The sequence below is a fragment of the Azospirillum largimobile genome, assembly GCF_977007025.2.
Genome location: NZ_CDRMUA020000002.1, coordinates 212,546 through 235,228, shown reverse-complemented (window position 1 = coordinate 235,228; position 22,683 = coordinate 212,546). Strand labels below are relative to the sequence as shown.

Here is a 22,683-nt window from a genome sequence, read left to right as displayed (position 1 = left end):
CACCTAACCTCCCCCGCTGGGCGGGGGAGGGACTGCCGCCGAACGCCGACAAAGGTCAAATTCCCTCCCCCGCCCAGCGGGGGAGGGTCAGGGTGGGGGCATTCGCCAGCCGACGCCCCTCCGAAAAAGGAAAGCGCCGCCCCAACCGGAGCGGCGCGCTCGTCCGTCGAACAGCACCCTACGCTTCCATCGCCTTCACCACCTCTTCGGTGACCTTCTTCGCATCCCCGAACAGCATCATGGTGTTGGGCCGGAAGAACAGCTCGTTCTCGACGCCGGCATAGCCCGCCGCCATGCCGCGCTTGATGAAGAACACCGTCTTGGCCTTCTCCACGTCGAGGATCGGCATACCGTAGATAGCGCTCGACGGGTCGGTTTTGGCCGCCGGGTTGGTGACGTCGTTGGCGCCGATGACGAAGGCGACATCCGCCGTGCCGAAGTCTCGGTTGATGTCCTCCAGCTCGAACACCTCGTCGTAGGGCACGTTGGCCTCGGCCAGCAGCACGTTCATGTGGCCGGGCATGCGGCCCGCCACCGGATGGATGGCGTATTTCACGTCCACGCCTTCATGCTTCAGCGCGTCGGACATCTCGCGCAGGGCGTGCTGAGCCTGGGCCACCGCCATGCCATAGCCGGGCACCACGATCACCGACTGGGCGTTCTTCATGATGTAGGCGGCGTCCTCGGCCGAGCCGGCCTTGACCGAACCCTGCGGCCCCTTGGCCGCACCGCCGGCAGCGGCACTCTCGCCGCCGAAGCCGCCGAGGATGACGTTGAAGATCGAGCGGTTCATGCCCTTGCACATGATGTAGGACAGGATCGCGCCCGAGGAGCCCACCAGCGCACCGGTGATGATCAGCAAATTGTTCTGCAGGGTGAAGCCGATGCCGCAGGCCGCCCAGCCGGAATAGCTGTTCAGCATCGAGATGACCACCGGCATGTCGGCGCCGCCGATCGGCAGGATCAGCAGGAAGCCGAGAGCCAGCGCCACCAGCACGATCAGCCACATCGCCGCCGACGAGTTCGACTGCACCAGCCAGATGATGAGGATGACGGTCAGCACGCCCAGCGCCGCGTTCAGCGGGTGCTGCATCGGGAAGACCAGCGGCTTGCCGGTGACGAGGCCCTGCAGCTTGGCGAAGGCGACCAGCGAGCCGGTGAAGGTGATGGCGCCGATGGCGGTGCCGAGCGCCATCTCCACCAGCGAGCCCTTGGCGATGGCGCCGGCCACGCCGATGCCGTAGGCCTCCGGCGAGTAGAAGGCGGCGAGCGCCACGAAGACGGCGGCGAGGCCGACCAGCGAGTGGAAGGCGGCGACCAGCTGCGGCAGCGCCGTCATCTCGATTTTCTTGGCCACCACATAGCCGATGGCGCCGCCGATGGCGATGCCGAGCACGATCATCCAGTAGGACTGGACGATGTTTGATGCCAGCGTCGTCAGGATGGCGATGGTCATGCCGACCATGCCGTAGATGTTGCCCTGGCGCGAGGTCTCCGGGCTGGAGAGCCCGCGCAGCGCCATGACGAAGCAGATGGAGGCGACGAGGTAGAGAAGGGCCGACAAGGTTTCCATGGTCTTACTTGCCCTTCTTCTTGAACATGGAGAGCATGCGCTGGGTCACGAGGAAGCCGCCGAAGATGTTGACGGATGCCAGGATGACGGCGAGGAAGCCCAGGACCTTGGAGAAGCCGAAACCGGCCGGTCCGGCGGCGATGAGCGCGCCGACGATGATGACCGAGGACACGGCATTGGTGACGGCCATCAGCGGCGAGTGCAGGGCCGGGGTGACGCGCCAGACGACGTAGTAGCCGACGAAGCAGGCCAGCACGAGCACCGTCAGGCCGGTGACGAAGAAGTCGCCATGGCCGGCAACTTCGGTGACAGGAACCGGCGACAGTTGCGCCACCTGCAGGGCCAGCGCGTCGACCTGATTGGTCAGGGCCGCCAGGGTCTGGCGGAACGCGGCGATGTTGCTTGCGGGATCCGGGTGTTCCATGGGATCCGCCTCCTCACGCGGGTTGCGCTTCGCGGGTGTCCGCGAAGGCGGGATGCACGACGGCGCCGTCGCGGGTCAGCGCGATGGCCTTGACGATCTCGTCGTCCCAGTTGACGGCCACACCGGTCTCTTTCCCGTGCAGCGAGGTCAGCAGCGCCAGCAGGTTCTTGGCGTAGAGCAGCGAGGCAGACTCGGCGATGCGGCTGGCGTAGTTGGCATGGCCGACGATCTTCACGCCGTTGGCCGTGGTCACCACCTCGCCCAGCTTGGCGCCCTCGACGTTGCCGCCCTGCTCCACCGCCAGATCGATGATGACCGAGCCCGGCTTCATCGACGCCACATGCTCCGCCGTCACCAGGATCGGCGCCTTGCGGCCGGGGATCAGCGCGGTGGTGATGACGAGGTCCTGCTTCTTGATGTGCTCGGCGACCAAGGCTGCCTGCTGGCGCTTGTAGTCGTCCGACATCTCCTTGGCGTAGCCGCCGGCGGTCTCCGCCTGCTTGAACTCCTCGTTCTCGACGGCGACGAAGCTGCCGCCCAGCGACTGCACCTGCTCCTTCACCGCCGGACGCACGTCGGTGGCCGAAACGATGGCGCCGAGGCGCTTGGCGGTGGCGATGGCCTGCAGGCCGGCGACGCCGACGCCCATGATGAAGGCGCGCGCTGGCGGAACGGTGCCGGCGGCGGTCATCATCATCGGGAAGGCGCGGCCGTATTCCGAGGCGGCATCGACGACGGCCTTGTAGCCGGCGAGGTTGGCCTGGGAGGATAGCACGTCCATGACCTGGGCGCGGGTGATGCGCGGCATGAACTCCATGGCGAAGGCGTTCACGCCGGCATCGGCGTAGGCCTTCACATGGTCGCGGCTGTTGTAGGGGTTGAGGATGGCGAACAGCAGCGTGCCCTTGCGCATCAGCGCCAGCTCGTCCACGTCCCCTTCGGCGGCGATCAGCGGACGCTGCACCTTCAGCACGATGTCAGCATCGCCCAGCGCGGACGCGGCATCGGCGGCAATGGCGGCCCCCGCCGCCTCATAGGCCGCGTCGGGAAGGCTGGAACCGAGACCGGCCCCGCTCTCCACCACCACGTCCAGTCCGAGGGTTTTGAATTTCTTGACTGTTTCGGGAGACGCGGCGACGCGGCGCTCGCCCGGGCGGCGCTCCCTGGGTATGGCGATCTTCATGTCGATTGCTTTCGAAGGCCGGCGCCGGGGGCAGGCATGGGACAGCAGATAAGGGGCGGCGGGCATGGTCCGCCCACATGGGTCTGCTCACATGGGTCCGCCCGCATCCGGTTCATGGCCGGGCGTGCGCCGAAGCGGCAATAATCAGGAATGGGCAATGTCAGGCGGGCGAAGCCGCGCGGCCGACGACGAAACCTCGCCGGCCACGCACGCACCGCTTACTGGTTGGCGACGACCGGAAAGTCCCAGCCGTCCGAACCGGCAACTGCGACCGGCGCGATGTCGTCGGCCCGCATGTCTTCCAACTGCCGACGGATCAGGTCGCGGACGCTGACGACGCCGACCAGGGTCGATCCCTCCAGCACCGGGACATGGCGGATGCCATGCTCGTCCATCAGGCTCAGCACATGGCGAACCGGGTCGGACGGGCTGCAGCAATAGGGATCGCGCGTCATCAGCGCCGACACCGCCTGCTCCAGGATGCCGGGCCCGCGGTCGACCAGCGCGCGGACCACGTCGCGTTCGGAAATGACGCCGACCACCGTGTTGCCCTCGGTCCGGCAGACGTCCTTGACCACCAGCGCCCCGGTGTTCTCCGCCTTCATCAGGCGTAGCGCGGTGGCGACGGTTTCGTTGATGCGCACCATGCCGATGCGCGTGCCCTTCTTGCGGAGAATCTCCTCGACCTTCATGACGGTCCTCCCCATTCGATGCGGCCGGCTCGGTCCATCGGGATCCGCGCCGGCCGCGCCACCTGCATTGCTTACCGGGGCCTTGCTTACTGGGCCGCCACCACTTCCGGCGCCGGAGCCGCCGCGGCCCGCGGCCGGCTGTAGCAGCCGGCGGTCTCGCCCCGCTGTTTCACCAGGGCCAGCACCACGTCGATGGTCGGGGTGGCCACGCCGACCATGCGGCCCATCTCCTGCACCACCGACAGCAGCGGGTCGATCTCCATCGGCCGGCCGCGCTCGAGATCCTGCAGCATGGAGGTTTTATGCGCGCCAACCGCGGCGGCGCCGTTGATGCGGCGCTCCACATCGACGCGGAAATGGACGCCCAGCCTGTCGCCGATCTCCTTGGCCTCCAGCATCATCGCCTTGGCGACGGCGCGGGTTTCGGCATCGCCGCAGATGACCTCCAGCGTGCCGTGGGTCAGCGCACTGATCGGGTTGAAGCACAGGTTGCCCCACAGCTTCAGCCAGATCTCGTCGCGGATGCGGTCGAGCACGGGGGCGCGCAGGCCGCCGGCCTCCATCGCCTGGGACAGGGCGACGACGCGATCGGACTTTGAGCCGTCGGGCTCACCGAGAGAGAACTTGTCGCCATAGACATGCTGGATGACGCCGGGCTCCACCACTTCGGTCGCTGGGTAGACGACGCAGCCGATGGCGCGCTCCGGCCCCAGACCGTTCCATTGTACCGAACCGGGGTCGACCGTCTCCAGCGTACGGCCGTCGAAGGCACCGCCGGTGCCGTAGAAATACCAATAGGGGATGCCGTTGACGGCGGTGACGACGGCCGTGTCATCACCGAGCAGCGGCTGCATCGCGGGGACGACGCCGGGAACGGAATGGGCCTTCAGCGCGATGATGACGTAGTCCTGCGGGCCGAGTTCGGCCGGATTGTCGGTGCAGCGGGGGTGGACGACGGTCTTCTCCTCCCCCATCAGCAGGGTGACGCCGTTCTCGCGCATCGCCGCCAGATGCGCACCGCGCGCCACCAGACTGACTTCGGCACCCGCCTGGTGCAGGCGAACGCCGAGATAGCCGCCGATGGCCCCGGATCCGTAGATGCAGATCTTCATGCCGGATTCCCCTCTCCCCCGATTTCGCTTTTTGAATGCTGTGGGGCTGGACGACGCCAGCCTGCCCACACCGGCCGCATCCATCGGCTGACCGGTTGCTATTGCAGCGGCATCCAACAGTCTGTCGCGCAAACTGTACCTGGAGTTTGGTATACCACATACCGTATGTCAATGCGGAATGTGGGGGGACTGACGAGAATACGGCACCTGCTTTTTCTCCAACCGGATCAGGCTCCCTTCGCAAAGAAGTACAGGGTCAGCGCCGTTCCGATGAGGACGACCAGTGTCTTCAGAATCTTCGGATCGACCCGTTTCGCCTCCATGGCGCCGGCATAGCCGCCGGCAACCGCCGCCACTGCCATCGCCATGGTCTCGGGCCAGGAAACCGCCCCGGCGACGATGAAGGCGCCGACCGCCGCCGCATTCATCAACATCGCCAGCAACAGCCGCAGCCCGTTCATGGCGTGGATGTCGCGCAGCCCGAACAGGGTCAGCGCCGCCAGCATCAGAAAGCCGATGCCACCGCCGAAATAGCCGCCATAAACCGAGATGACGAACTGCACGACCAGCACGCTCCGCCCACCCAGCCGCAGCCGGGACACGATCCACGGCGCATAGGCCCCCACGGCGAAAACGGCGGTCGCGAACAGCAGCAGCCAGGGCACGAAGCGCGCGAACACCGCGTTCGGCGTCAGCAGAAGCAGCAGGGCGCCGATCAGCCCGCCGACAAGGCTGAGGACGGCAAAGACCGGGACATTCACCTGACCGCCGGCCGCGATCTCGCGCCGGTAGGCCCAGCTGCTCGCCGCCTGCCCCGGAAACAGTGCCACGGTGCTGGATGCGTTGGCGGCCACCGGCGGCACGCCGGCGAACAGCAGGGCGGGAAACGTGATGAAGGCTCCACCCCCGGCAATGGCGTTCAGCGCGCCCGACGCGAAGGCTGCCAGCATCAGGACGACAAGACTCAGCATGATCGCCCCCCTTTCGATCCATGTTGACGATAGCTTTCGTATTCTGTATACAGAATATCAGCCTTTGAAGCGGGCTTCTGCCGGGATGCGGGATCTCCGACGCGGTTCATGCGAACCCGCTCCCGGAACGCAACAAACCGACACCGGAGCCAATGCGGTGGCTCCGATGCCGGCCTGTTTCGCAGCCGGTTCTTACTCCGGCGGTCAGACGACCTCTAAACCCTGTCGCGGCCGGCCCCCCGGTCGGCCGCGACAGCCTTCACCTTTCAGTCGGCGCCCTCGGTCACCAGCTTTCCCATCGGCTGGCGGGTGTCCTCGGCGATCTGTCGGGCGCGCATCGGCTTCAAGACGAACAGGGCCATGAAGGCGGCGATGGCGTTGACCGCGGCGGCAAAGAAGAACACCGTCTGCCAGCTGCCGGTGGAAGCGACGATCACGTTGGCGAAGGGAACCACCAGCGATGCCGTGCCCTTGGCGGTGTAGAGCAGGCCGGCATTGGTCGTCGCGAACTTCGACCCGAAGCTGTCGGCGCAGCAGGACGGGAACAGGCTGTAGATCTCGCCCCAGGCGAAGAACACCAGACCGGTCAGGATGACGAAGGCGACCGGGTTGTGACCCCACTGGTTCAGCGCCAGGATGCCGACGGCCTCGATGGCGAAGGCGACGAACATGGTGTTTTCACGGCCGATATGGTCGGACACCCAGCCGAAGAAGGGACGGGTCACGCCGTTCAGCACGCGGTCGATGGTGAGCGCGAAGGTCAGCGCCGGCAGGGTCAGGCCCATGATGCTGACCGGCATGCCGTCGAGGTGGAAGTCCTTGGCGATCGGGCCGAGCTGGGCCGTTGCCATCAGACCGCCGGCGGCGACCATCACGAACATCAGGTACATCACCCAGAAGACCGGCGACTTCAGCGTCTCCTGCGGGGTGTAGTTGCGGCGGCTCTGCACGATGTTGGACTTGGTCTTCGGCAGCATGTCGGGGTTCGGCTCCCTCAGGAACCACGCCAGCGCGAAGACGATCAGGCCCTGTCCCAGACCGAACACCAGGAAGGTCTGCTCGAAGCCCGAGGTCTGGATCATGTTGGCGATCGGCACGACGGTGAGAGCAGAGCCGGCGCCGAAGCCGGCCGCGGTCAGGCCGGCGGCGAGGCCGCGGCGGTCGGGGAACCACTTCAGGGCGTTGCCGACGCAGGTGCCATAGACACCACCGGCGCCGATGCCGCCGACGGCGGCGCCCAGATAGAGCAGCGCCAGCGAGTCGGCGAACGAGTTGATGACCCAGGCCAGCGCGCACAGCACGCCGCCGATCAGAACGACGATGCGGGGTCCAAATTTATCAACGAACCAGCCTTCGACGGGGACCAGCCAAGTTTCGGTCACGACGAAGATGGTGAAGGCGACCTGGATGGCGGCACGACCCCAGTGATACTTTTCTTCGATGGGGTTGACGAACAGCGTCCAGCCATATTGCAGGTTGGCGATCATCGACATGCAGATCACGCCAATGACCAACTGCATCCAGCGGCCGCCGAGCGGTGCGCCCTGCGCCTCCGAATTCGTATGTTGCATCTATCTATCTCCTCCTAGGAAGCGGTTTTGTGCCGGTTCGGGCGTCGCTTCTGTTTTGATGCTTGAGCGTCTTGTTTGATGCTTAAGAGGTTTGACGCGGTTCTTTGCTGTCGGTGGTCGTGCGGCGAGGATGCGGCCTCGGGGCACTCCACGGTTTTGTGGGGGGCGGTTTTTTGCCCCCCCGCCAGACCGATGCGGTCCTAGGTTCGGTCTGGAATTATCAATATGGTATACCAGATGCCGAGCAGCAGACAAGTAGTCAGTGGGGCTGACCAACTGTTTCAATGCCCCGCAATTGAGACGGCTGGTATGCGGGTTCGACATACTGATTTTCCGTTATGCGGAAAGCGACACCACGCGCCTTTGGGCGGCGGGTACTGTGGCATATGGTATGCCAGCGTCGGGGGCGGACGAGCCCTTAAAGGAACCGATCGGCCGCTCTCAGAGCCCAGTCTCAGGGATCATTCCCAGGGGCCGACGCTCGGGCCCTTCCCGGCAGAACCCATATTGATAAGGAGTCGACCGCCATGGACCAGCAGCAGAACATCGAGATCGTCGTGGCGCGGGACGATGCCGATATCGCCGCCAGCTACCCGATCATGAAGGAGCTGCGGACCCACATGACCGACCCCGAGGCCTACCGCGCACAGATCCGCCGGCAGATGGACGACGGCTACAACCTCGCCCTGCTGCGGCTCGACGGTGAGATCGCCGGCTGCGGCGGCTTCCGCGTGCACGAGACGCTGTCGCGCGGCCGCTACATGTATGTCGAGGATCTGGTGACCAGCGCCGCCAAGCGGTCCTACGGGCTGGGCGACAAGCTGTTCGACTGGCTGGCCAACGAGGCGCGGGAACGCGGCTGCGCCCAGATGGAAATCATCTCCGGCATCCAGCGCGGCGAGGCCCACCGCTTCTATCACCGCAAGCGCATGACCATCAAAAGCTTCCAGCTGGTGCTGCCGCTCGCCTGAGACTGCGGAGGCACACAAACAAAAAGACGGCCTGCGGAGGCCGTCTTTTCGTGTTGCCGCTGTGGCGGATGAAGGAACGCGTCGCTCAGAAGGCGCGCGGGAAGCTGGCCCAGGCCGGACCCGGCGGCAGTTCGTCTTCCTGTTCCTTCAGGTCGGCCTCAGTCGGATTGGCAAGCCGAAGCGGTGCCGCGGAGAAATCGCGCTGCGACTTGCCGGCATTGGCGACCTGCATCGACAGGATGTAATGGACCGTGCCGCCGAAGACGGACAGCACAAGCGCCAGAACCAGGATTTCCAACATGTTCATCGCTCCAGTGTCTCGGTGGGGTGCTTTTTTATCGTACGGCTTCGGCTTGGCCGGACTGTTATGACGCGCCGCAAAAACCGGATCAAGTTTTTTGGTATACAAGGTACATGATACCGGTCATGCGCATATCGCATGCGTCAATCTATTTGCATGCATAGCAAACATACCGCGTGGCCAGCATTTTCTCTCTGGTGCCTTCGTACAATGGATCCAACAGCTTATGCCTGAATGGGCTCCGTGGGCACTGATTGGCTGACGAAATTGTTTGATTGGCGTACTGTATTTGGCATACCATATTCATAGCGTGGTGCCGAACCCAGCGCCCCGCCGCCCCATCAGCCGTTCAGCCGCCAGCCGACAGGAGCCACGCCATGAACGTCGAACATATCCTGCGCACCAAGGAATCCCGTGTTGTCGCCGTGCGGACCAGCGCCACGGTCGCCGATGCCATCAGCCTGATGAAGGCGGAGAACATCAGCGCCCTTGTCGTCAAGGACGTCTGCAGGACCGAAGGCAACACACTGGCCGGTGTCCTGTCGGAACGTGACATTGTCCACGCCCTGCTGGACCGGGGCGCGCCGCTGCTGTCCATGCCGGTGTCACAGCTGATGACCCGACAGCCGGTGACCTGCGCCCCGTCCGACAGCGTCCGGCAAGCCCTGCAGCTGATGGAAAAGCACCATATCCGGCACCTTCCGGTTCTGGAGGACGGCCATCTGGTCGGCGTCGTCAGCGCCCGCGACTTCACCCGCCTGCAGCTGCAGGAGTTGGAAGGCACGGCCTCCGCGCCGCCGGAGCCGCCGGCAGGCACCACCTACGCCCACTGATCCACGCCCCCGAACCCGGCGCCGCAGGCCCACCCAAGGCCGGCGGCGCCTTTCCCATGGGAGAGGCCGCCCCGTGACCACCCTGATCTTCACCCATCACGATTGCTTCGCCCACGACACCGGCCCAGGCCATCCGGAGGCTCCGGACCGGCTGGCCGTCGTGTGGCAGGTCCTCGACAGGCCGGAGTTCCGCGAGCTGGAGCGCCGGTCCGCCCCCGAAGCCGATGTGGAACAGCTGTCGCGCGTCCATGACCGCGAATATGTCGAGGCGGTTCTGGCGGCGGTGCCGGACGACGGATATCGGCGGCTGGACGGCGACACGCTGCTGTCGCCGGGGTCGCGCGGGGCGATCCTGCGCGCGGCGGGATCGGTATGCGCCGCGGTCGATGCGGTGCTGGCCGGCGAGGCGACGAATGCCTTCTGCGCCGTGCGGCCCTGCGGCCACCACGCCGAACCGGCCCGCGCCATGGGGTTCTGCGTCTTCAACAACATCGCGGTGGGGGCGGAGCATGCCCGCAAGACCCATGGGCTGAAGCGCGTCGCCGTTGTCGATTTCGACGTCCATCACGGCAACGGCACCCAGGCGATGTTCGCCGACGATCCCAACCTGTTCTTCGCCTCCACCCACCAGTCGCCGCTCTATCCCGGCACCGGCAATTCCTGGGAACGCGGAGTGGACGGCAACATCCTGAACCTGCCGCTGGAGCCCTACAGCGGTTCCGTCGAGTTCCGCCAGGCGGTGGAGCGCGCGATCCTGCCGGCGCTGGAGGCCTTCCAACCCGAACTGCTGCTGATCTCGGCCGGCTTCGACGCGCACAAGCGCGACCCGCTGGCCCAGCTCGGTCTTACCGACGAGGATTTCGAGTGGGTGACCCGCAAGCTGGTCGATCTCGCGGACCGGGTCTGCGGCGGGCGGGTCGTCTCGGCGCTGGAAGGCGGCTATGACGCGACCGGACTGGCGGAAGGCTGTGCTGCGCATCTGAAGGCGTTGATGCGAGCCTAAGGAATGCCTCGTTAGGCAGGGGCGGCAAACTTGCCCCCAATCATGAGGCCTTCGCATTTGCGGCCACGATGCTGCTGAAGCCCCTCTCCCCCTGCGGGGCGGGATCGGCCAAACGCCAACGGCGTTTTGCCGACCCGCAGGTTGGGGTGAGGGGTCGCAAGCTTGGCTTCCACCGGCCTCCGGCCGCCGCACCCCTCATCCCGCCCCGCAAGGGGAGACGGGCTTGCAGAATGGAACGTCGCTTCTCCGATGTCGAAGGCGATTCCCCTCAATCCGCCGCGAACCCCACTCCGCAGTTCCGCGCCCATTCCAGCAGGCGCGCGACGGCGCCATCCGGTTCCGGCCGCTGCAAGGAGGCCGTTCCCAGCACCACCGCCCCGTTGCTGCCGTCGATGGTCAGCAGATCGCCGGTGCGGACCGTCACCTCGCCCACCCGCATCACCCCCGCCTCGACATCGATCCGCAGTGCGCGCGCTCCGCAGACGCAGGGACGACCCATGCCGCGGGCAACGGTGGCGGCGTGGCTGGTGAAGCCGCCGCGCGCGGTGACGACACCGGCGGCGGCCTGCATGCCGTGGATGTCTTCCGGCGAGGTTTCCGGCCGGCACAGCACCACCGGTGCGCCGCCGCGGGCCATGCGAATGGCGTCCTCGGTCGTGAAGGCGGCACGGCCGGTCACCGCACCGGGCGAGGCCGGCAGTCCCATCGCAAGCGCGCCGGCAAGCGCCTCCGGCGCCAGGGTGGGGCGCAGCAGCTCATCCAGCGCCTGGGGATCGACGCGGCGCACCGCTTCGTCCCGGCTGATGATCCCCTCCTCCGCCATGTCGACGGCGATGCGCACGGCGGCTTCCGACGAACGCTTGCCGCTGCGGGACTGCAGGATGAACAGGCGTCCGGATTCGACCGTGAATTCGATGTCCTGCATGTCGCCGAAGGCGCGCTCCAGCCGCTCCGCCATTGCGCACAGCTCGGCGAAGACCGGGGGCTGCCGGCGCTCCATCGACCGCTCCGGATGCGGCTGGGCGGCGCTGAGCGGATCGGGATCGCGGGTGCCGGACACCACGTCTTCCCCTTGGGCATTGGCCAGGAATTCGCCGCACAGGCCGGGGGCGCCGGTGGAGGGATCGCGGGTGAACAGCACGCCGGTGCCCGAGTCCTGCCCGCGGTTGCCGAACACCATCGCCTGCACCGTCACCGCCGTGCCCATATCCTCCGGGATGTCATGCAGGACACGGAAGGCGACCGCCCGCGGATTCATCCAAGAGCGGAAAACCGCCGCCACGGCCATGCGCAGCTGTTCCGCCGGATCCTGCGGGAAAGGCCGGCCGCAACGCGTCTCCACCAGTTGCAGGAAGCGCGGCAGCAGGCTCTGCCAGTCCTCCGCCGTCAGGTCGCCGTCGCGCTGGAGCCCGCGCTCCTCCTTGAGTTCCTCCAGCAGGTCCTCGAAACGATGGCCGGGAACGCCCATGACGACGCAGCCGAAGGACTGCACCAGCCGCCGATAGCAGTCATGGGCGAAGCGCGCATCCCCCGACGACGCCGTCAGCCCCGCCACCGTGCGGTCGTTGAGCCCCAGGTTCAGGATGCTGTCCATCATGCCGGGCATCGACACCGCCGCGCCCGAGCGGACCGACAGCAGAAGCGGCCGCCCGGCATCGCCGAAGCGCCCGCCAGCCCGGTCCTCCAGCGAAGCGATCGCCTCGTCGATGCTCGCGCACAGGGTGGCCGGAAGCGGGTCCCCGGCGGTCAGCCCCTGACCGGCTTCCGCCGCGATGACGAAGCCCGGCGGTACCGGAATGCCGAGCCCGGCCATCTCCACCAGCCGCGCGCCCTTATTGCCAAGGCGATCCACGTCCGCCCTTCGGGAGAGCCCGGCACCGAACGGGACGATCACCTCCGGCCGGGTCGGGCGGTGCGGCACGCCGATGGCCGGGGCGGGAAGGCGGGTGGGGGTGATATCGGACATCATGGCTGTGGTCATCCCGCGCTCAACGCACAATCGGCCTCGTCGAAGGCCATCAGGCGCAGCAACCGGTGCAGCCCATCCGGGTCGTCGCCGATCAAGCCGGCGGTCCGGCCAGCGCTCCGCGCCAGACGGGCCCGCTGCCCGGTTCCCGGACCACCGGCCCGCTCGACTGTGGAGGTAAACACCCGCAGCAGCGATTCCGCCCACGCGCAGGCCGCATCGCTGCCGCCAAGATCGATTCTGTACCCCTGTGCGCCCGTGCCGACCGACGCATCGACCAGTTGCCCACCCAAATCCGCGATGCGGGCGGCGCTGGCTGCAGCCCGTTCCGGCGACAGGGAGGACAGGTCGATCAGCAGCCCGCCGTTGGGCATGGCGGCGGCAAGGCCGTCATCGGCGAACAGCGCCCTTTCCACGGCGCGGGCATCGGGCAGCAGCATCATGACGACGTCGCAGCGTTCGGCGAGGGCACGGAGCGGCCCGCAGGCGTGAGCGTTGGAATGGTGATGGAGCCGGTGCCCCACCTCCCGCAGCCTGTCCATGATCGCATCGGCTACCTCCCCACCCCCGATGAACCCGATATCCATTCCGCGATCCTCCCGCTCCCGCCCCCTGCTGCCGTTGTTGGACGGCGGAGCGTCAGAGGAGAGCTTCGTTGCGCGCTTCGCATCGCACAACAGCACCATCGCGCAATTTTCACATTGCGGAAACCCGCCCAGGCTTACCTATTCTTACCCGAGCCTAACATGTTCGGCCGATGTCTCCAGTGGCAAAAAGCCGCATGTCGCCGGAATCCGCCAGACCGGCCCGTTCGCCGTCTCAACCAGACGTGGCAGGATCGCCGGCGGCAATTCCTCACCAGCCGCCGCACCGTCCTTCGCAAAGGCCATCGCCGCCGCCATGTCGGCACAGCCCGCCAGCCGCAGCAGGGTCATCCGCGTGGCGTAGACCAGCCGCCGTCGCCCGGCCTTTTCCTCCTCCAGCAGGCGGCGCGGGGTGGCCCACAGCGCGCCGACCGCCTCGCGACCGTCGCAGAGCGGCTCCTGTCCCGACGGCGCCGGAGCCAGGAAGAACACGGTGTCGAAACGGCGTGGGAGACCAACAGGCGTCACCCAGCGCGCCAGCGGCACCAAGCGTTCCAGCGCCGGGGCCAGTCCGGCCCGCGCCAGCACCGGCCCGAACCCCTCCCCTGCCGCCAACGCCGCGCGCAGGCCCGCAAGTGCGGCGGCCTGCGGTGGGTCGCGGGACAGCAGAACCCCGCATTCCTCCACGCATTCCCGCACCGCGGCGACGCGGTGGGGCAGATCGGCGGGCAGGCCGGCACCCGGCCAACGGTCGCGCCGCCAATGGACATGCCAGGATGGATCATGGTCCGCCGCCTCCAGCCGGCCGCCGGGGAACACGGTGGCGCCGGGGGCGAAGCGCAGGCCGGCATGCCGCTCGATCGCCAGCAGTTCCAGGCCTTCCGGCCCGTCGCGCAGCAGGATCAGGGTGGCGGCGGGATGGGCCGGAACGGGGGTATCGGGGGCAGTATCGGACATGCCCCAGTGTCGCCGACGGCCCCTTCACCTGTCCATGCGCGGCGGGCAGAACCACTCTCACGATGCGGAATACAAGGCCGGCGGGGTTTGACCGTCCGGCTTATCCCTTCCAGCATCCCGCCACCACCGCCATTCAGCGCACCATCATTCGCCAGTCCCGCCCCTCCGCGTCGAGGGCCGGGCGGAGGAAGGCTGTCGTCATGCCGTTTCACCGCAGCACCAAGATCGTCGCCACGCTGGGTCCCGCCAGCTCGTCGGAAAGCCAGATCACCGCCCTGGCCCAGGCCGGCGTGAACGTCTTCCGCCTGAACGCCAGCCACGGCACTCAGGCCGAACATGCCGAGCGCTACGCCCGCATCCGCGTCGCCGAGGAGCGGCTGGGCCGGCCGATCGGCGTGCTGCTCGACCTCCAGGGGCCGAAGCTGCGGGTCGGAACCTTCGGCTTCGGGCCGGTGGACCTCGCCATCGGCGACCGCTTCCGCCTGGATCTCGACCGCCGGCCGGGCGACAGCCGCCGCGTCTGCCTGCCCCATGCGGAGGTGTTCGCCAGCCTGCAGCCGGGGCTGGACCTGCTGCTGAACGACGGGCGCATCCGGCTGCGCGTTCTGGACTGCGGCCCCGACTTCGCGGAGACGGAGGTGGTGGCCGGCGGCACCCTGTCCGACCGCAAGGGCGTCAATGTGCCGGGTGCCGCGCTGGCGCTCAGCGCCCTGTCGGAGAAGGACCGCAGCGACCTCGCCTTCGGGCTGGAGCTGGGGGTCGACTGGATCGGCCTGAGCTTCGTCCAGCGGCCGGAGGACATCCTGGAGGCGCGCGAGCTGATCGGCAACCGCGCCCATGTGATGACCAAGATCGAGAAGCCGGCGGCATTGCCGACGCTGGACCGCATCATCGAGCTGTCCGACGCGGTGATGGTGGCCCGCGGCGATCTGGGCGTGGAGTTGCCGCCGGAAGACGTGCCGGGACTGCAGAAGCAGATGATCCGCCTCAGCCGCGCCATGGGCAAGCCGGTGATCGTCGCCACCCAGATGCTGGAATCGATGGTGTCCGAACCGACCCCCACCCGCGCCGAGGCGTCGGACGTCGCCAATGCCGTCTATGACGGGGCGGATGCGGTGATGCTGTCTGCCGAATCGGCCTCCGGCCGCTATCCGGTGGAGGCGGTGCAGATGATGGAGCGCATCGTCCGCCGGGTGGAGGGCGACCCGCTCTACCGCCGCATCATGGATGCCGACCATCCGAGCCCGGAAGCCACCGCCGCCGACGCGCTGACCGCCGCGGCACGGCAGGTGGCGGAGACCATCAGCGCCGCCGCCATCGTCACCTACACCACCACCGGATCGACCACGCTGCGCGCCTCCCGCGAACGGCCCAGCGTGCCGATCCTCGGCCTCAGTTCCAAGCGGGAGACCGCGCGGCGGCTGTCGCTGGCCTGGGGCGTCCATGCGGTGCTGACCGACGACGTGGCGAATTTCTCGGAGATGGTCGGCCGTGCGCTGACCGCCGCGGCCGAGACCGGCATCGGCAGCCCGGGCCAGTCGCTGGTGGTCACCGCAGGCGTTCCGTTCGGCACGCCGGGCAAGACGAACTCCCTGCGGGTGGTGACCATCGACGGGGAGGACGTGCAGAAGGTGGAGGCGGCGCAGAGGGAGGTGGTTACGGCGTGATAGTCGGTGGAGTTAGCCCCCCACCTATCCTCCCCCGCTGGGCGGGGGAGGGACTGCCGCTGCTTTTCCGACCAAGCACTTAATCCCCTCCCCCGCCCAGCGGGGGAGGGTAAGGGTGGGGGTCTCACGCCGCCTGAATACCCTCACTCCAGAAAATCGCAGTGCTTCTGCACATGCGCGGCCAGACCCATGGTGTGCTCGCGCACCAGCCGTTCGGCGAGGTCGGCGTTGCGTTCCTCCAGGGCCTTGATGATGGCGCGGTGGTCGTGGATCGACCGCTCGGCCCGGTCCTCCTGGCCGATGGTCAGCTTGCGGATCGCCCGCATGTGGATGAACAGGTTGTCGGTGACGTCCTGGATCAGCTTCGACCCGCTCAGCTGGATGATGCTCTTGTGGAAGGCGATGTTGGCGTCGGAATATTCGCTGACATGGTCCTTCGGGCTGCGCTGCTCGAAGCTGCCGAACAGGTCCCACAGCTTGTGGATCTCCGCAGCCGGGGCGTGCTCCGCGGCCATGCGCGCGGCCATGCTTTCCAGCGCGGCCCAGACCTGGATCATCTCGATGATCTCGGTCTTGGTCTTGCGCACCACGAAGATGCCGCGGCGTGGCTGCAGGCGGATGAAGCCCTCCTGCTCCAGCAGGGTCAGCGCCTCGCGGATCGGGGTGCGGCTGACGCCGAGCTTGTCGCTGAGCTGCCGTTCGTCCAGCCGGATCTCGCGGTCGTGGTCGTAGATGTCCATCTCCGTGATCGCCTGCTTCAGCGCGTGATAGACCTGACTGCGGAAGGTCGTTCCGGTGTCGAGGGGCTGAACGTTGAGAGCGGGAACGGTCATGAAATGGATGTCCTTATGTCTCGCCGGGTATTGCGGCGCGCCCGGTCAGGCTCCGGCTGGTCAGGCGCGGGCTCTGGTCCTTTGGTCTTTTCGTATCCTACATACCAGATGCTTGCAAGGCGCTGAAATGTCCAGGGGCACGCGGCGGAAAGCCGCCTGATTTCAACCGCGGGACGGTGGCGCGGATCCGTCCCTCGACGCCGCCGCAAGCAGCGGACCCAGCGCTTGCGGATCACGCATCGCCAGCCCCATCACCGCCACCCCGGCGGCGCCGGCGGCAAGGCAGTCCGCCACCGCCTGCGCCCCGTCGATGCCGCCCAGCGCGACCACAGGCAGGCCCCGCCCCGCCCATCGGCGCAACCCCGGGGTGCCCAGGCACGGCCCATAGCCCGGCTTGCTGGCCGAGGGGAAGATCGGCGACAGCGTGAGGTAATCGACCTGCCCGCGCACCCGTTCGATCAGATCGGCGCCATCCGAGTCGTGGCCCGACAGCCCGATCAATGCCGCCGGTCCCAGCAGGGCACGCGCCGCAGCCGGATCGGAACCCGCCGGCAGATGCACCCCGTCCACCCCCGCTTCCGCCGCCAACGCCGGGTCGCCGTGCAGGGTGACCCTGCCCCCCCAGGGCCGGGCGCGCCCAAGCAGCGCACGGGCCAGAGCCAGACGTTCCACATCGGGCAAGTCCCTGTCGCGCAAGGACAGCCAGCGCACGCCGGACGCGAAGAGCCGATCGACCAGTTCCGGCAGCGGCAGGGACGAGAGGTGCCGGTCGGTGATCACCAGCAGCGGCGGCACGGGCACGATCATAGGTCCAATCCCTCTCCAATTCGGCCGAGCACGAACACAGGGCGTAGTCCCTTCGGCCATATACTGGATCCAAACCTTTCCAATCCGCGGAAATTCAACGGAATTCGTTGGACAAAAAGCGGATCGCCGCAGCGCGGCAAAATGCTTTGTATTGACACTGTTCGTCAAACTGATGATCGTTAAGGCGGGCATGGGGCATTTGGCATGCCAGCAACCATAAGTTGGTCCAGAACCGCCCCGTCCCATGGCCTTTTTCCGGACCAGACACCAAAAGCGCACGGCAAAGCCACGAAAAAGCAAATGGTCCGGACGTCCGAACAGAACTTGTCGGGTGGAAACGGGGAGGAAGGACATGGTGCGTGAGACGCACGGCAACACCGCTCAGGTCGCGCCCTGGGGCGGGCGCTGGATGCAGCTGGCCATCGGCATCGTCTGCATGTCGATGATCGCCAACCTGCAATATGGCTGGACCCTGTTCGTCGAGCCGATCGACGACAAGCATGGCTGGGGTCGCACCGCGATCCAGGTGGCATTCACCATCTTCATCGTCACCGAAACCTGGCTGGTGCCGGTGGAGGGGTGGTTCGTCGACAGATTCGGTCCACGCATCGTCGTGCTGGTCGGCGGCGTGCTGTGCGCCCTGTCCTGGGCGCTGAACGCTGTGGCGGATTCGCTGACGCTGCTCTACCTCGCCGCGGTGATCGGCGGTATCGGCGCCGGCGGCGTCTATGGCACCTGCGTCGGCAATGCGCTGAAGTGGTTTCCCGACCGCCGCGGCCTTGCCGCAGGTTTGACCGCAGCCGGCTTCGGTGCCGGCTCCGCCCTCACCGTGGTGCCGATCGCCACCATGATCGAGACCTCCGGCTTCGAGCAGACCTTCATGGTGTTCGGGCTGGGCCAGGGCTTGGTGATCCTGGTGCTGGCCTGGTTCCTGGCCGACCCGCCGAAGATGGGCTACGGGCGCCCCACCGCGACCGCCGCTGCCGAGCGCCGCCACTTCACCCCGCAGGAGATGCTGCGTACCCCCGTCTTCTGGATCATGTACGCCATGTTCACCATGGTCGCCGCCGGCGGACTGATGGTGACGGCGCAGCTGGGACCTATCGCCGCCGACATAGGTCTGGTCGATGCGCCGGTCAGCATCCTGGGCCTGACCCTGCCGGCCCTGACCTTCGCCCTGTCCATCGACCGGGTGATGAACGGCATCACGCGTCCCTTCTTCGGCTGGGTGTCCGACCATATCGGCCGCGAGAACACAATGTTCATCGCCTTCGCCATCGAAGCGGCGGGCGTGATGGCGCTCAGCGCCTATGGGGCCGACCCTCTGGCCTTCGTCATCCTGACCGGTCTGGTGTTCTTCGCCTGGGGCGAGATCTTCAGCCTGTTCCCGGCCTGCTGCGGCGACACCTTCGGCTCGCGCTTCGCCGCCACCAATGCCGGGCTTCTCTACACCGCCAAGGGCACGGCGGCGCTTCTGGTCCCCATCGGCAACCTGATGGTCGAGGCGACCGGCAGCTGGCAGACGGTCTTCTACAGCGTCGCCATCGTCAACGCGCTGGCCGCCTTCCTCGCCCTGTTCGTCCTGAAGCCGCGGCGCGCCCGCTACATCGCCGCCGCCACCGGCACTGCACCGCGCCTGACCACCCGGATGGCCGACTGACGGCCACAAGAGGATGCTGAAGGGACGCGCCTGCCCCCCGGCGGGCGCGTCCCTTCAGTGCGGCTTCACCCTGGAGGAAAAGCCGGTCGGCCGTTCCAGCGCCTGCTGATGGAATCGGCAGTGCGGACGAAGGTGCCGCATGGCTTTCACCCCGTCATTTCAACGGTTTGCGTGCTAGGCTCAATGGGTAGGCTCGAACGAAGAATGAGGAATGTGATGAGCACGCGCCCACAGGCCGTTTCGGTGACCCATGTCGAAGGCGAACGCACCCGTGTCACCGAGTGGCGTCTGGTGCCGAGGGCCGAGACCGGAGCCCATGTCCATGGTTACGACTACGTGATCGTGCCGATCACCTCTGGTGCTTTCACCATCGTGGATCCGGACGGATCGGAGCGGCAGTTCCCCTTGGAGCCGGGACGGTCCTATTTCCGCAAGGCCGGCGTCAGCCACAACGTGATCAACAACGGCACCACGGACATCGTATTCGTCGAGGTCGAACTGCTCCAGGAGGGCTGATGCCGACGGATGGCCGTCGCGGACTTACCGTCCGCGGCAGCCATTCCAGATCAGATATATGACGGAGTAAGAAGCTGTAGTTCTGCAGGAGATGGTCTAACCAATGCTCCACAACCAGCGAAGGCGCAAAACTGTCTAGATTTTCTATCTAATAAAACGTGGGAACATTCGAACGACCTTAAGTAATGCGGCTGTGACTTCACACGTTTCGTAACGCTTTCTTGAGGAACTAGGGTGATAGGCTAACTGACATATCAGTTTGGCCATAGGCGGACTATGTCATGGGCAGGTTCCTCGCACGCTTCAGCATCAGCACCAAGATCACCACCGCTGTACTCTGGCTGGCCCTGACGGCCGCCCTGCTCGGTGGAATCGGCTTTCGCGGAATGGCAACATACGACTCTCGCGTCGATGATATCCAAAGCTCATCCCTGCGCGCTCTGTTGGGCGAGCAGATCAACGGGCTCGTCCTTAAGGTCGTGATGGAGAGCCGCGGGCTCTATGCCAGCAAATCGAAGGCGGAAATCGAGACTTTCGCAAAGTCGGTTTGGAAGAGCACAGAGCTGATGGGGAAGCGGATGGCCGAGTGGAAGGCTCTTCTTCCTCCGGATCGGCATGCGGCTTTTCTGCCTCTGGAGCAGAGTGTGGCCGAATTCATCAAGCTTCGCAACGAAGCGGCTCGTCTAGGTGTCGAGGTCAGCCCCGATGAAGCGAACAAGTACGGAAACACCGACGTCACTCGTGCCAATCGCAAGGCTTTGGGCGAGGAGCTGGAACGGCGGGCGCAGCAGAACTTCGACAGCATTCAACGAGCGAACGACGATCTGGAGGCATATGGCGCGCGTATGCTGATGCTGATGATCGTTGTCGGCATCGCGGGCATCGGCGTTGCGCTGATCGGCAGCATCCTTATCGCTCGTTCCGGCATTGCCCGCCCCATTGCCAGCATCACTGACACGATGTCGCGACTGGCCCAGGGCGATCTGACGGTTGAGGTGAACGGGGCCGAGCGTGGCGACGAGATCGGCGGCATGGCCCGCGCGGTGGAGGTCTTCAAGCTCAATGCGCTTGATCGGCAACGGCTGGCCGAAGCCGAGGAGGCCGAGCGCAAGCTCAAGGAGCAACGCACCACCGCCGTCGAGCAGTTGATTGCCGGCTTCGACAACAGCATGTCCGGCATCCTGCGCACAGTCAGCGCTGCCGCAACTGAACTGGACGCCACCGCGCAGAGCATGTTGCACACGGCGGAACTGACCAACAGCCAGGCGGCCAGCACTGCGGCTGCAGCTGAAGAGGCTTCGGTCAACGTGCAGACCGTCGCTTCGGCGACCGACGAATTGTCGGTCTCGATCCGGGAGATCAGTTCGCAAGTCACCCGCTCCACCGAGATTGCCGGTCAGGCCGTCGAGGAAGCGCAGGCCACCAACGATCGCGTCCGTGGTCTGGTCGACGCTGCCCAGCGCATCGGCGATGTGGTGAAACTCATCACCGACATTGCCAGCCAGACGAACCTGCTCGCGCTGAACGCCACCATCGAGGCGGCTCGGGCCGGCGAAGCCGGCAAGGGTTTTGCCGTGGTCGCCAGCGAGGTGAAGAATCTCGCCAATCAGACAGCGAAGGCGACCGAGGAAATCGCCACCCAGATCGCATCGATGCAGCAGGCCACCAGCGAAGCTGCAACGGCGATCACCGGCATCGGCTCCACGATCGGCAGCATCAATGAAATTGCCACCTCCATCGCCTCGGCGATCGAGGAGCAGGGCGCGGCAACCGGCGAGATCGCCCGCAACGTCCAGGAAGCGGCGCGCGGCACCGAGGTGGTGACCATCAACATCACCGACGTCAGCCGTGGCGCCACGCAAACCGGGTCAGCTGCCACCCAAGTTCTGGGAGCGGCAGGCGAACTCTCCCGCCAGTCAGAGATGATGAAGACCGAAGTGGAACGGTTCCTGACCGGTATCCGCGCCGCCTAGGTCGTCGGCGGTCACAGAGGCGCATCGGCAAGAGGTTATCGGCGCAAGGCCGGTAACCTCTCTCGCTCGACCTGCTGAAAAAGTGGTGAGTTGCCGCATCGACTTTGCGTGGCGGTCTCTTTGACGGCTTTGATGATGTAGTCCTGAATGAACCTGAGGACCGGCAACATTGCCTTCATTCTACCTGGTCGGCAGCACAGGGCTTACCTGGAAGCGTCAATGGTCCAGATGTCGGAAGCCCTGCCGCGCTTCCTGAACGACGAGTTCATATTTTGGCTTGATATCGGAATCCGGCGTTCTAAGGTCGGCGCCCAACTCGACCGAATTGGACAGTCGATACAAAGGCCGCAACGAACATAGCCGCTCGCCGAGAGCGGCGTGCTGCCCAGAACAGCAGGCAGTTGCGATGATTTCGAATTTTTTGGAAAACAACAAGGTGGCGGAGGGGATGGGATTCGAACCCACGATAGGGCTTTAAACCCTATGACGGTTTAGCAAACCGTTGCCTTCAGCCACTCGGCCACCCCTCCAGCCAGTGCGGCGTCCCGTGGGGCACCGCTGGCGTGGGGAGGTTTCTAATGGCCAGCCGTACCCTTGTCAACGCTTACAGAGGCCGAAATCCGCTTTTCCTGAAAAACATCATAATGGGACAAATCTGTATAAAATTTTAGATACTTTTTAAGGTTCGTCGGTTATGATGCAACCATGAGCAACAAAAAGCCCAACAGAAAGCCCGGGTGACGCTCAATTCGGTCGTGCGAGGTCGATTCCGAAAGGCCCGCCCCACCGGACAGTGACGCCGCACCCCGATGCCGTGGAGGATTCGATGACCCTGTCACGCCGTTGCGCCGAAACGCTGATCGATCTTGTCGAGATCAAGCTGAGCTGCCTGGAAATCACCGACCGCGAAGACCAGCGGGAGAAGGAACTGCTGCAGCGCTGCGTTCAGGAACTGAATGCCGAACTGCGCGGTGAGAACGGGGCCCTCGCCAACTTCGCGGCTCCCAAGCGCCGCGGCCGCCGGCCCAAGCATCTCCAGTTCCACGAACTGCACGTCGCCTGATCCGCTGCCCCGGCCGACCGCCT

21 protein-coding genes and 1 tRNA gene are annotated in these 22,683 nt (G+C 66.1%); 8 read left to right on the top strand and 14 right to left on the bottom strand.

All coding sequences use genetic code 11. The annotated features are described in order from the left end of the window. Positions 1–178: 178 nt before the first annotated feature. From ACWPKK_RS14420 to oxlT (ACWPKK_RS14390), 7 genes are all read right to left on the bottom strand, one after another. Positions 179–1,573, bottom strand: coding sequence for an NAD(P)(+) transhydrogenase (Re/Si-specific) subunit beta (locus ACWPKK_RS14420; protein WP_452005228.1), 1,395 nt, complete (start codon positions 1,571–1,573; stop codon positions 179–181). A 4-nt stretch (positions 1,574–1,577) separates the two neighbouring features. After that, positions 1,578–1,997 (bottom strand): NAD(P) transhydrogenase subunit alpha, encoded by a 420-nt coding sequence (locus ACWPKK_RS14415; RefSeq protein ID WP_452005225.1) that lies wholly within the window; start codon positions 1,995–1,997, stop codon positions 1,578–1,580. Positions 1,998–2,010: 13 nt separating this feature from the next. Further along, complete coding sequence (locus ACWPKK_RS14410) at positions 2,011–3,180, bottom strand: Re/Si-specific NAD(P)(+) transhydrogenase subunit alpha (protein ID WP_452005222.1); 1,170 nt, start codon at positions 3,178–3,180, stop codon at positions 2,011–2,013. A 218-nt stretch (positions 3,181–3,398) separates the two neighbouring features. Beyond that, on the bottom strand, positions 3,399–3,872 hold the full coding sequence (locus ACWPKK_RS14405; RefSeq protein WP_452005219.1) for a CBS domain-containing protein: 474 nt from the start codon (positions 3,870–3,872) through the stop codon (positions 3,399–3,401). Positions 3,873–3,958: 86 nt separating this feature from the next. Continuing rightward, complete coding sequence (locus tag ACWPKK_RS14400; RefSeq protein WP_452005217.1) at positions 3,959–4,984, bottom strand: 2-dehydropantoate 2-reductase; 1,026 nt, start codon at positions 4,982–4,984, stop codon at positions 3,959–3,961. A gap of 227 nt (positions 4,985–5,211) precedes the next feature. Continuing rightward, positions 5,212–5,955, bottom strand: coding sequence for a sulfite exporter TauE/SafE family protein (locus ACWPKK_RS14395; protein WP_452005214.1), 744 nt, complete (start codon positions 5,953–5,955; stop codon positions 5,212–5,214). A gap of 266 nt (positions 5,956–6,221) precedes the next feature. Next, complete coding sequence (oxlT, locus tag ACWPKK_RS14390) at positions 6,222–7,526, bottom strand: oxalate/formate MFS antiporter (protein WP_324868923.1); 1,305 nt, start codon at positions 7,524–7,526, stop codon at positions 6,222–6,224. Between the two features lie 527 nt (positions 7,527–8,053). Between oxlT (ACWPKK_RS14390) and ACWPKK_RS14385 the strand changes: the two genes are divergently transcribed. Continuing rightward, positions 8,054–8,497: a GNAT family N-acetyltransferase gene (locus tag ACWPKK_RS14385; protein ID WP_324868924.1), complete on the top strand. Its 444-nt coding sequence runs from the start codon at positions 8,054–8,056 to the stop codon at positions 8,495–8,497. A gap of 85 nt (positions 8,498–8,582) precedes the next feature. On the opposite strand, the gene ACWPKK_RS14380 is transcribed toward ACWPKK_RS14385, so the two are convergent. Further along, the gene (locus ACWPKK_RS14380; protein ID WP_452005210.1) at positions 8,583–8,798 is read right to left on the bottom strand and encodes a hypothetical protein; all 216 of its coding nucleotides are present in this window, start codon (positions 8,796–8,798) and stop codon (positions 8,583–8,585) included. Between the two features lie 377 nt (positions 8,799–9,175). On the opposite strand from ACWPKK_RS14380, the gene ACWPKK_RS14375 reads away from it, so the two are divergent. Together ACWPKK_RS14375 and ACWPKK_RS14370 are read left to right on the top strand one after the other, a co-directional pair. Continuing rightward, positions 9,176–9,631 carry a CBS domain-containing protein gene (locus ACWPKK_RS14375; protein ID WP_452005208.1) on the top strand — a complete coding sequence of 152 codons (456 nt, stop codon included), beginning with the start codon at positions 9,176–9,178 and terminating at the stop codon, positions 9,629–9,631. A 73-nt stretch (positions 9,632–9,704) separates the two neighbouring features. Then, on the top strand, positions 9,705–10,634 hold the full coding sequence (locus tag ACWPKK_RS14370) for a histone deacetylase family protein (RefSeq protein ID WP_452005206.1): 930 nt from the start codon (positions 9,705–9,707) through the stop codon (positions 10,632–10,634). A 268-nt stretch (positions 10,635–10,902) separates the two neighbouring features. On the opposite strand, the gene ACWPKK_RS14365 is transcribed toward ACWPKK_RS14370, so the two are convergent. The 3 genes from ACWPKK_RS14365 to ACWPKK_RS14355 form a co-directional block, all read right to left on the bottom strand. After that, complete coding sequence (locus ACWPKK_RS14365) at positions 10,903–12,603, bottom strand: pyruvate, phosphate dikinase (protein WP_452005203.1); 1,701 nt, start codon at positions 12,601–12,603, stop codon at positions 10,903–10,905. Between the two features lie 8 nt (positions 12,604–12,611). Then, positions 12,612–13,187, bottom strand: a complete 576-nt coding sequence (locus ACWPKK_RS14360) for an NAD(P)-binding domain-containing protein (protein WP_452005200.1) — start codon at positions 13,185–13,187, stop codon at positions 12,612–12,614. 144 nt (positions 13,188–13,331) lie between these two features. Continuing rightward, entirely contained in the window at positions 13,332–14,141 is an 810-nt protein-coding gene (locus ACWPKK_RS14355; protein WP_452005198.1) for an NUDIX hydrolase, read from the bottom strand. Positions 14,142–14,341: 200 nt separating this feature from the next. Between ACWPKK_RS14355 and pyk the strand changes: the two genes are divergently transcribed. Further along, positions 14,342–15,808 (top strand): pyruvate kinase, encoded by a 1,467-nt coding sequence (gene pyk, locus ACWPKK_RS14350; protein ID WP_452005195.1) that lies wholly within the window; start codon positions 14,342–14,344, stop codon positions 15,806–15,808. 143 nt (positions 15,809–15,951) lie between these two features. On the opposite strand, the gene ACWPKK_RS14345 is transcribed toward pyk, so the two are convergent. Together ACWPKK_RS14345 and ACWPKK_RS14340 are read right to left on the bottom strand one after the other, a co-directional pair. Continuing rightward, on the bottom strand, positions 15,952–16,641 hold the full coding sequence (locus ACWPKK_RS14345) for a GntR family transcriptional regulator (RefSeq protein ID WP_014188034.1): 690 nt from the start codon (positions 16,639–16,641) through the stop codon (positions 15,952–15,954). Positions 16,642–16,803: 162 nt separating this feature from the next. Then, entirely contained in the window at positions 16,804–17,448 is a 645-nt protein-coding gene (locus ACWPKK_RS14340; RefSeq protein ID WP_452005192.1) for a thiamine phosphate synthase, read from the bottom strand. Between the two features lie 352 nt (positions 17,449–17,800). Between ACWPKK_RS14340 and oxlT (ACWPKK_RS14335) the strand changes: the two genes are divergently transcribed. The 3 genes from oxlT (ACWPKK_RS14335) to ACWPKK_RS14325 all read left to right on the top strand — a co-directional run bounded on the left by oxlT (ACWPKK_RS14335) (position 17,801) and on the right by ACWPKK_RS14325 (position 21,597). After that, the gene (gene oxlT, locus ACWPKK_RS14335) at positions 17,801–19,108 is read left to right on the top strand and encodes an oxalate/formate MFS antiporter (protein ID WP_452005189.1); all 1,308 of its coding nucleotides are present in this window, start codon (positions 17,801–17,803) and stop codon (positions 19,106–19,108) included. Between the two features lie 216 nt (positions 19,109–19,324). Continuing rightward, entirely contained in the window at positions 19,325–19,624 is a 300-nt protein-coding gene (locus ACWPKK_RS14330) for a cupin domain-containing protein (RefSeq protein ID WP_452005186.1), read from the top strand. Between the two features lie 281 nt (positions 19,625–19,905). After that, positions 19,906–21,597 carry a methyl-accepting chemotaxis protein gene (locus ACWPKK_RS14325; RefSeq protein WP_452005183.1) on the top strand — a complete coding sequence of 564 codons (1,692 nt, stop codon included), beginning with the start codon at positions 19,906–19,908 and terminating at the stop codon, positions 21,595–21,597. A 437-nt stretch (positions 21,598–22,034) separates the two neighbouring features. Here the strand turns inward: ACWPKK_RS14325 and ACWPKK_RS14320 are convergent. Then, positions 22,035–22,127, bottom strand: a tRNA-Ser gene (locus ACWPKK_RS14320). 296 nt (positions 22,128–22,423) lie between these two features. On the opposite strand from ACWPKK_RS14320, the gene ACWPKK_RS14315 reads away from it, so the two are divergent. Continuing rightward, positions 22,424–22,660: a hypothetical protein gene (locus tag ACWPKK_RS14315; protein ID WP_014188024.1), complete on the top strand. Its 237-nt coding sequence runs from the start codon at positions 22,424–22,426 to the stop codon at positions 22,658–22,660. The last annotated feature ends 23 nt before the right edge of the window (positions 22,661–22,683 follow it).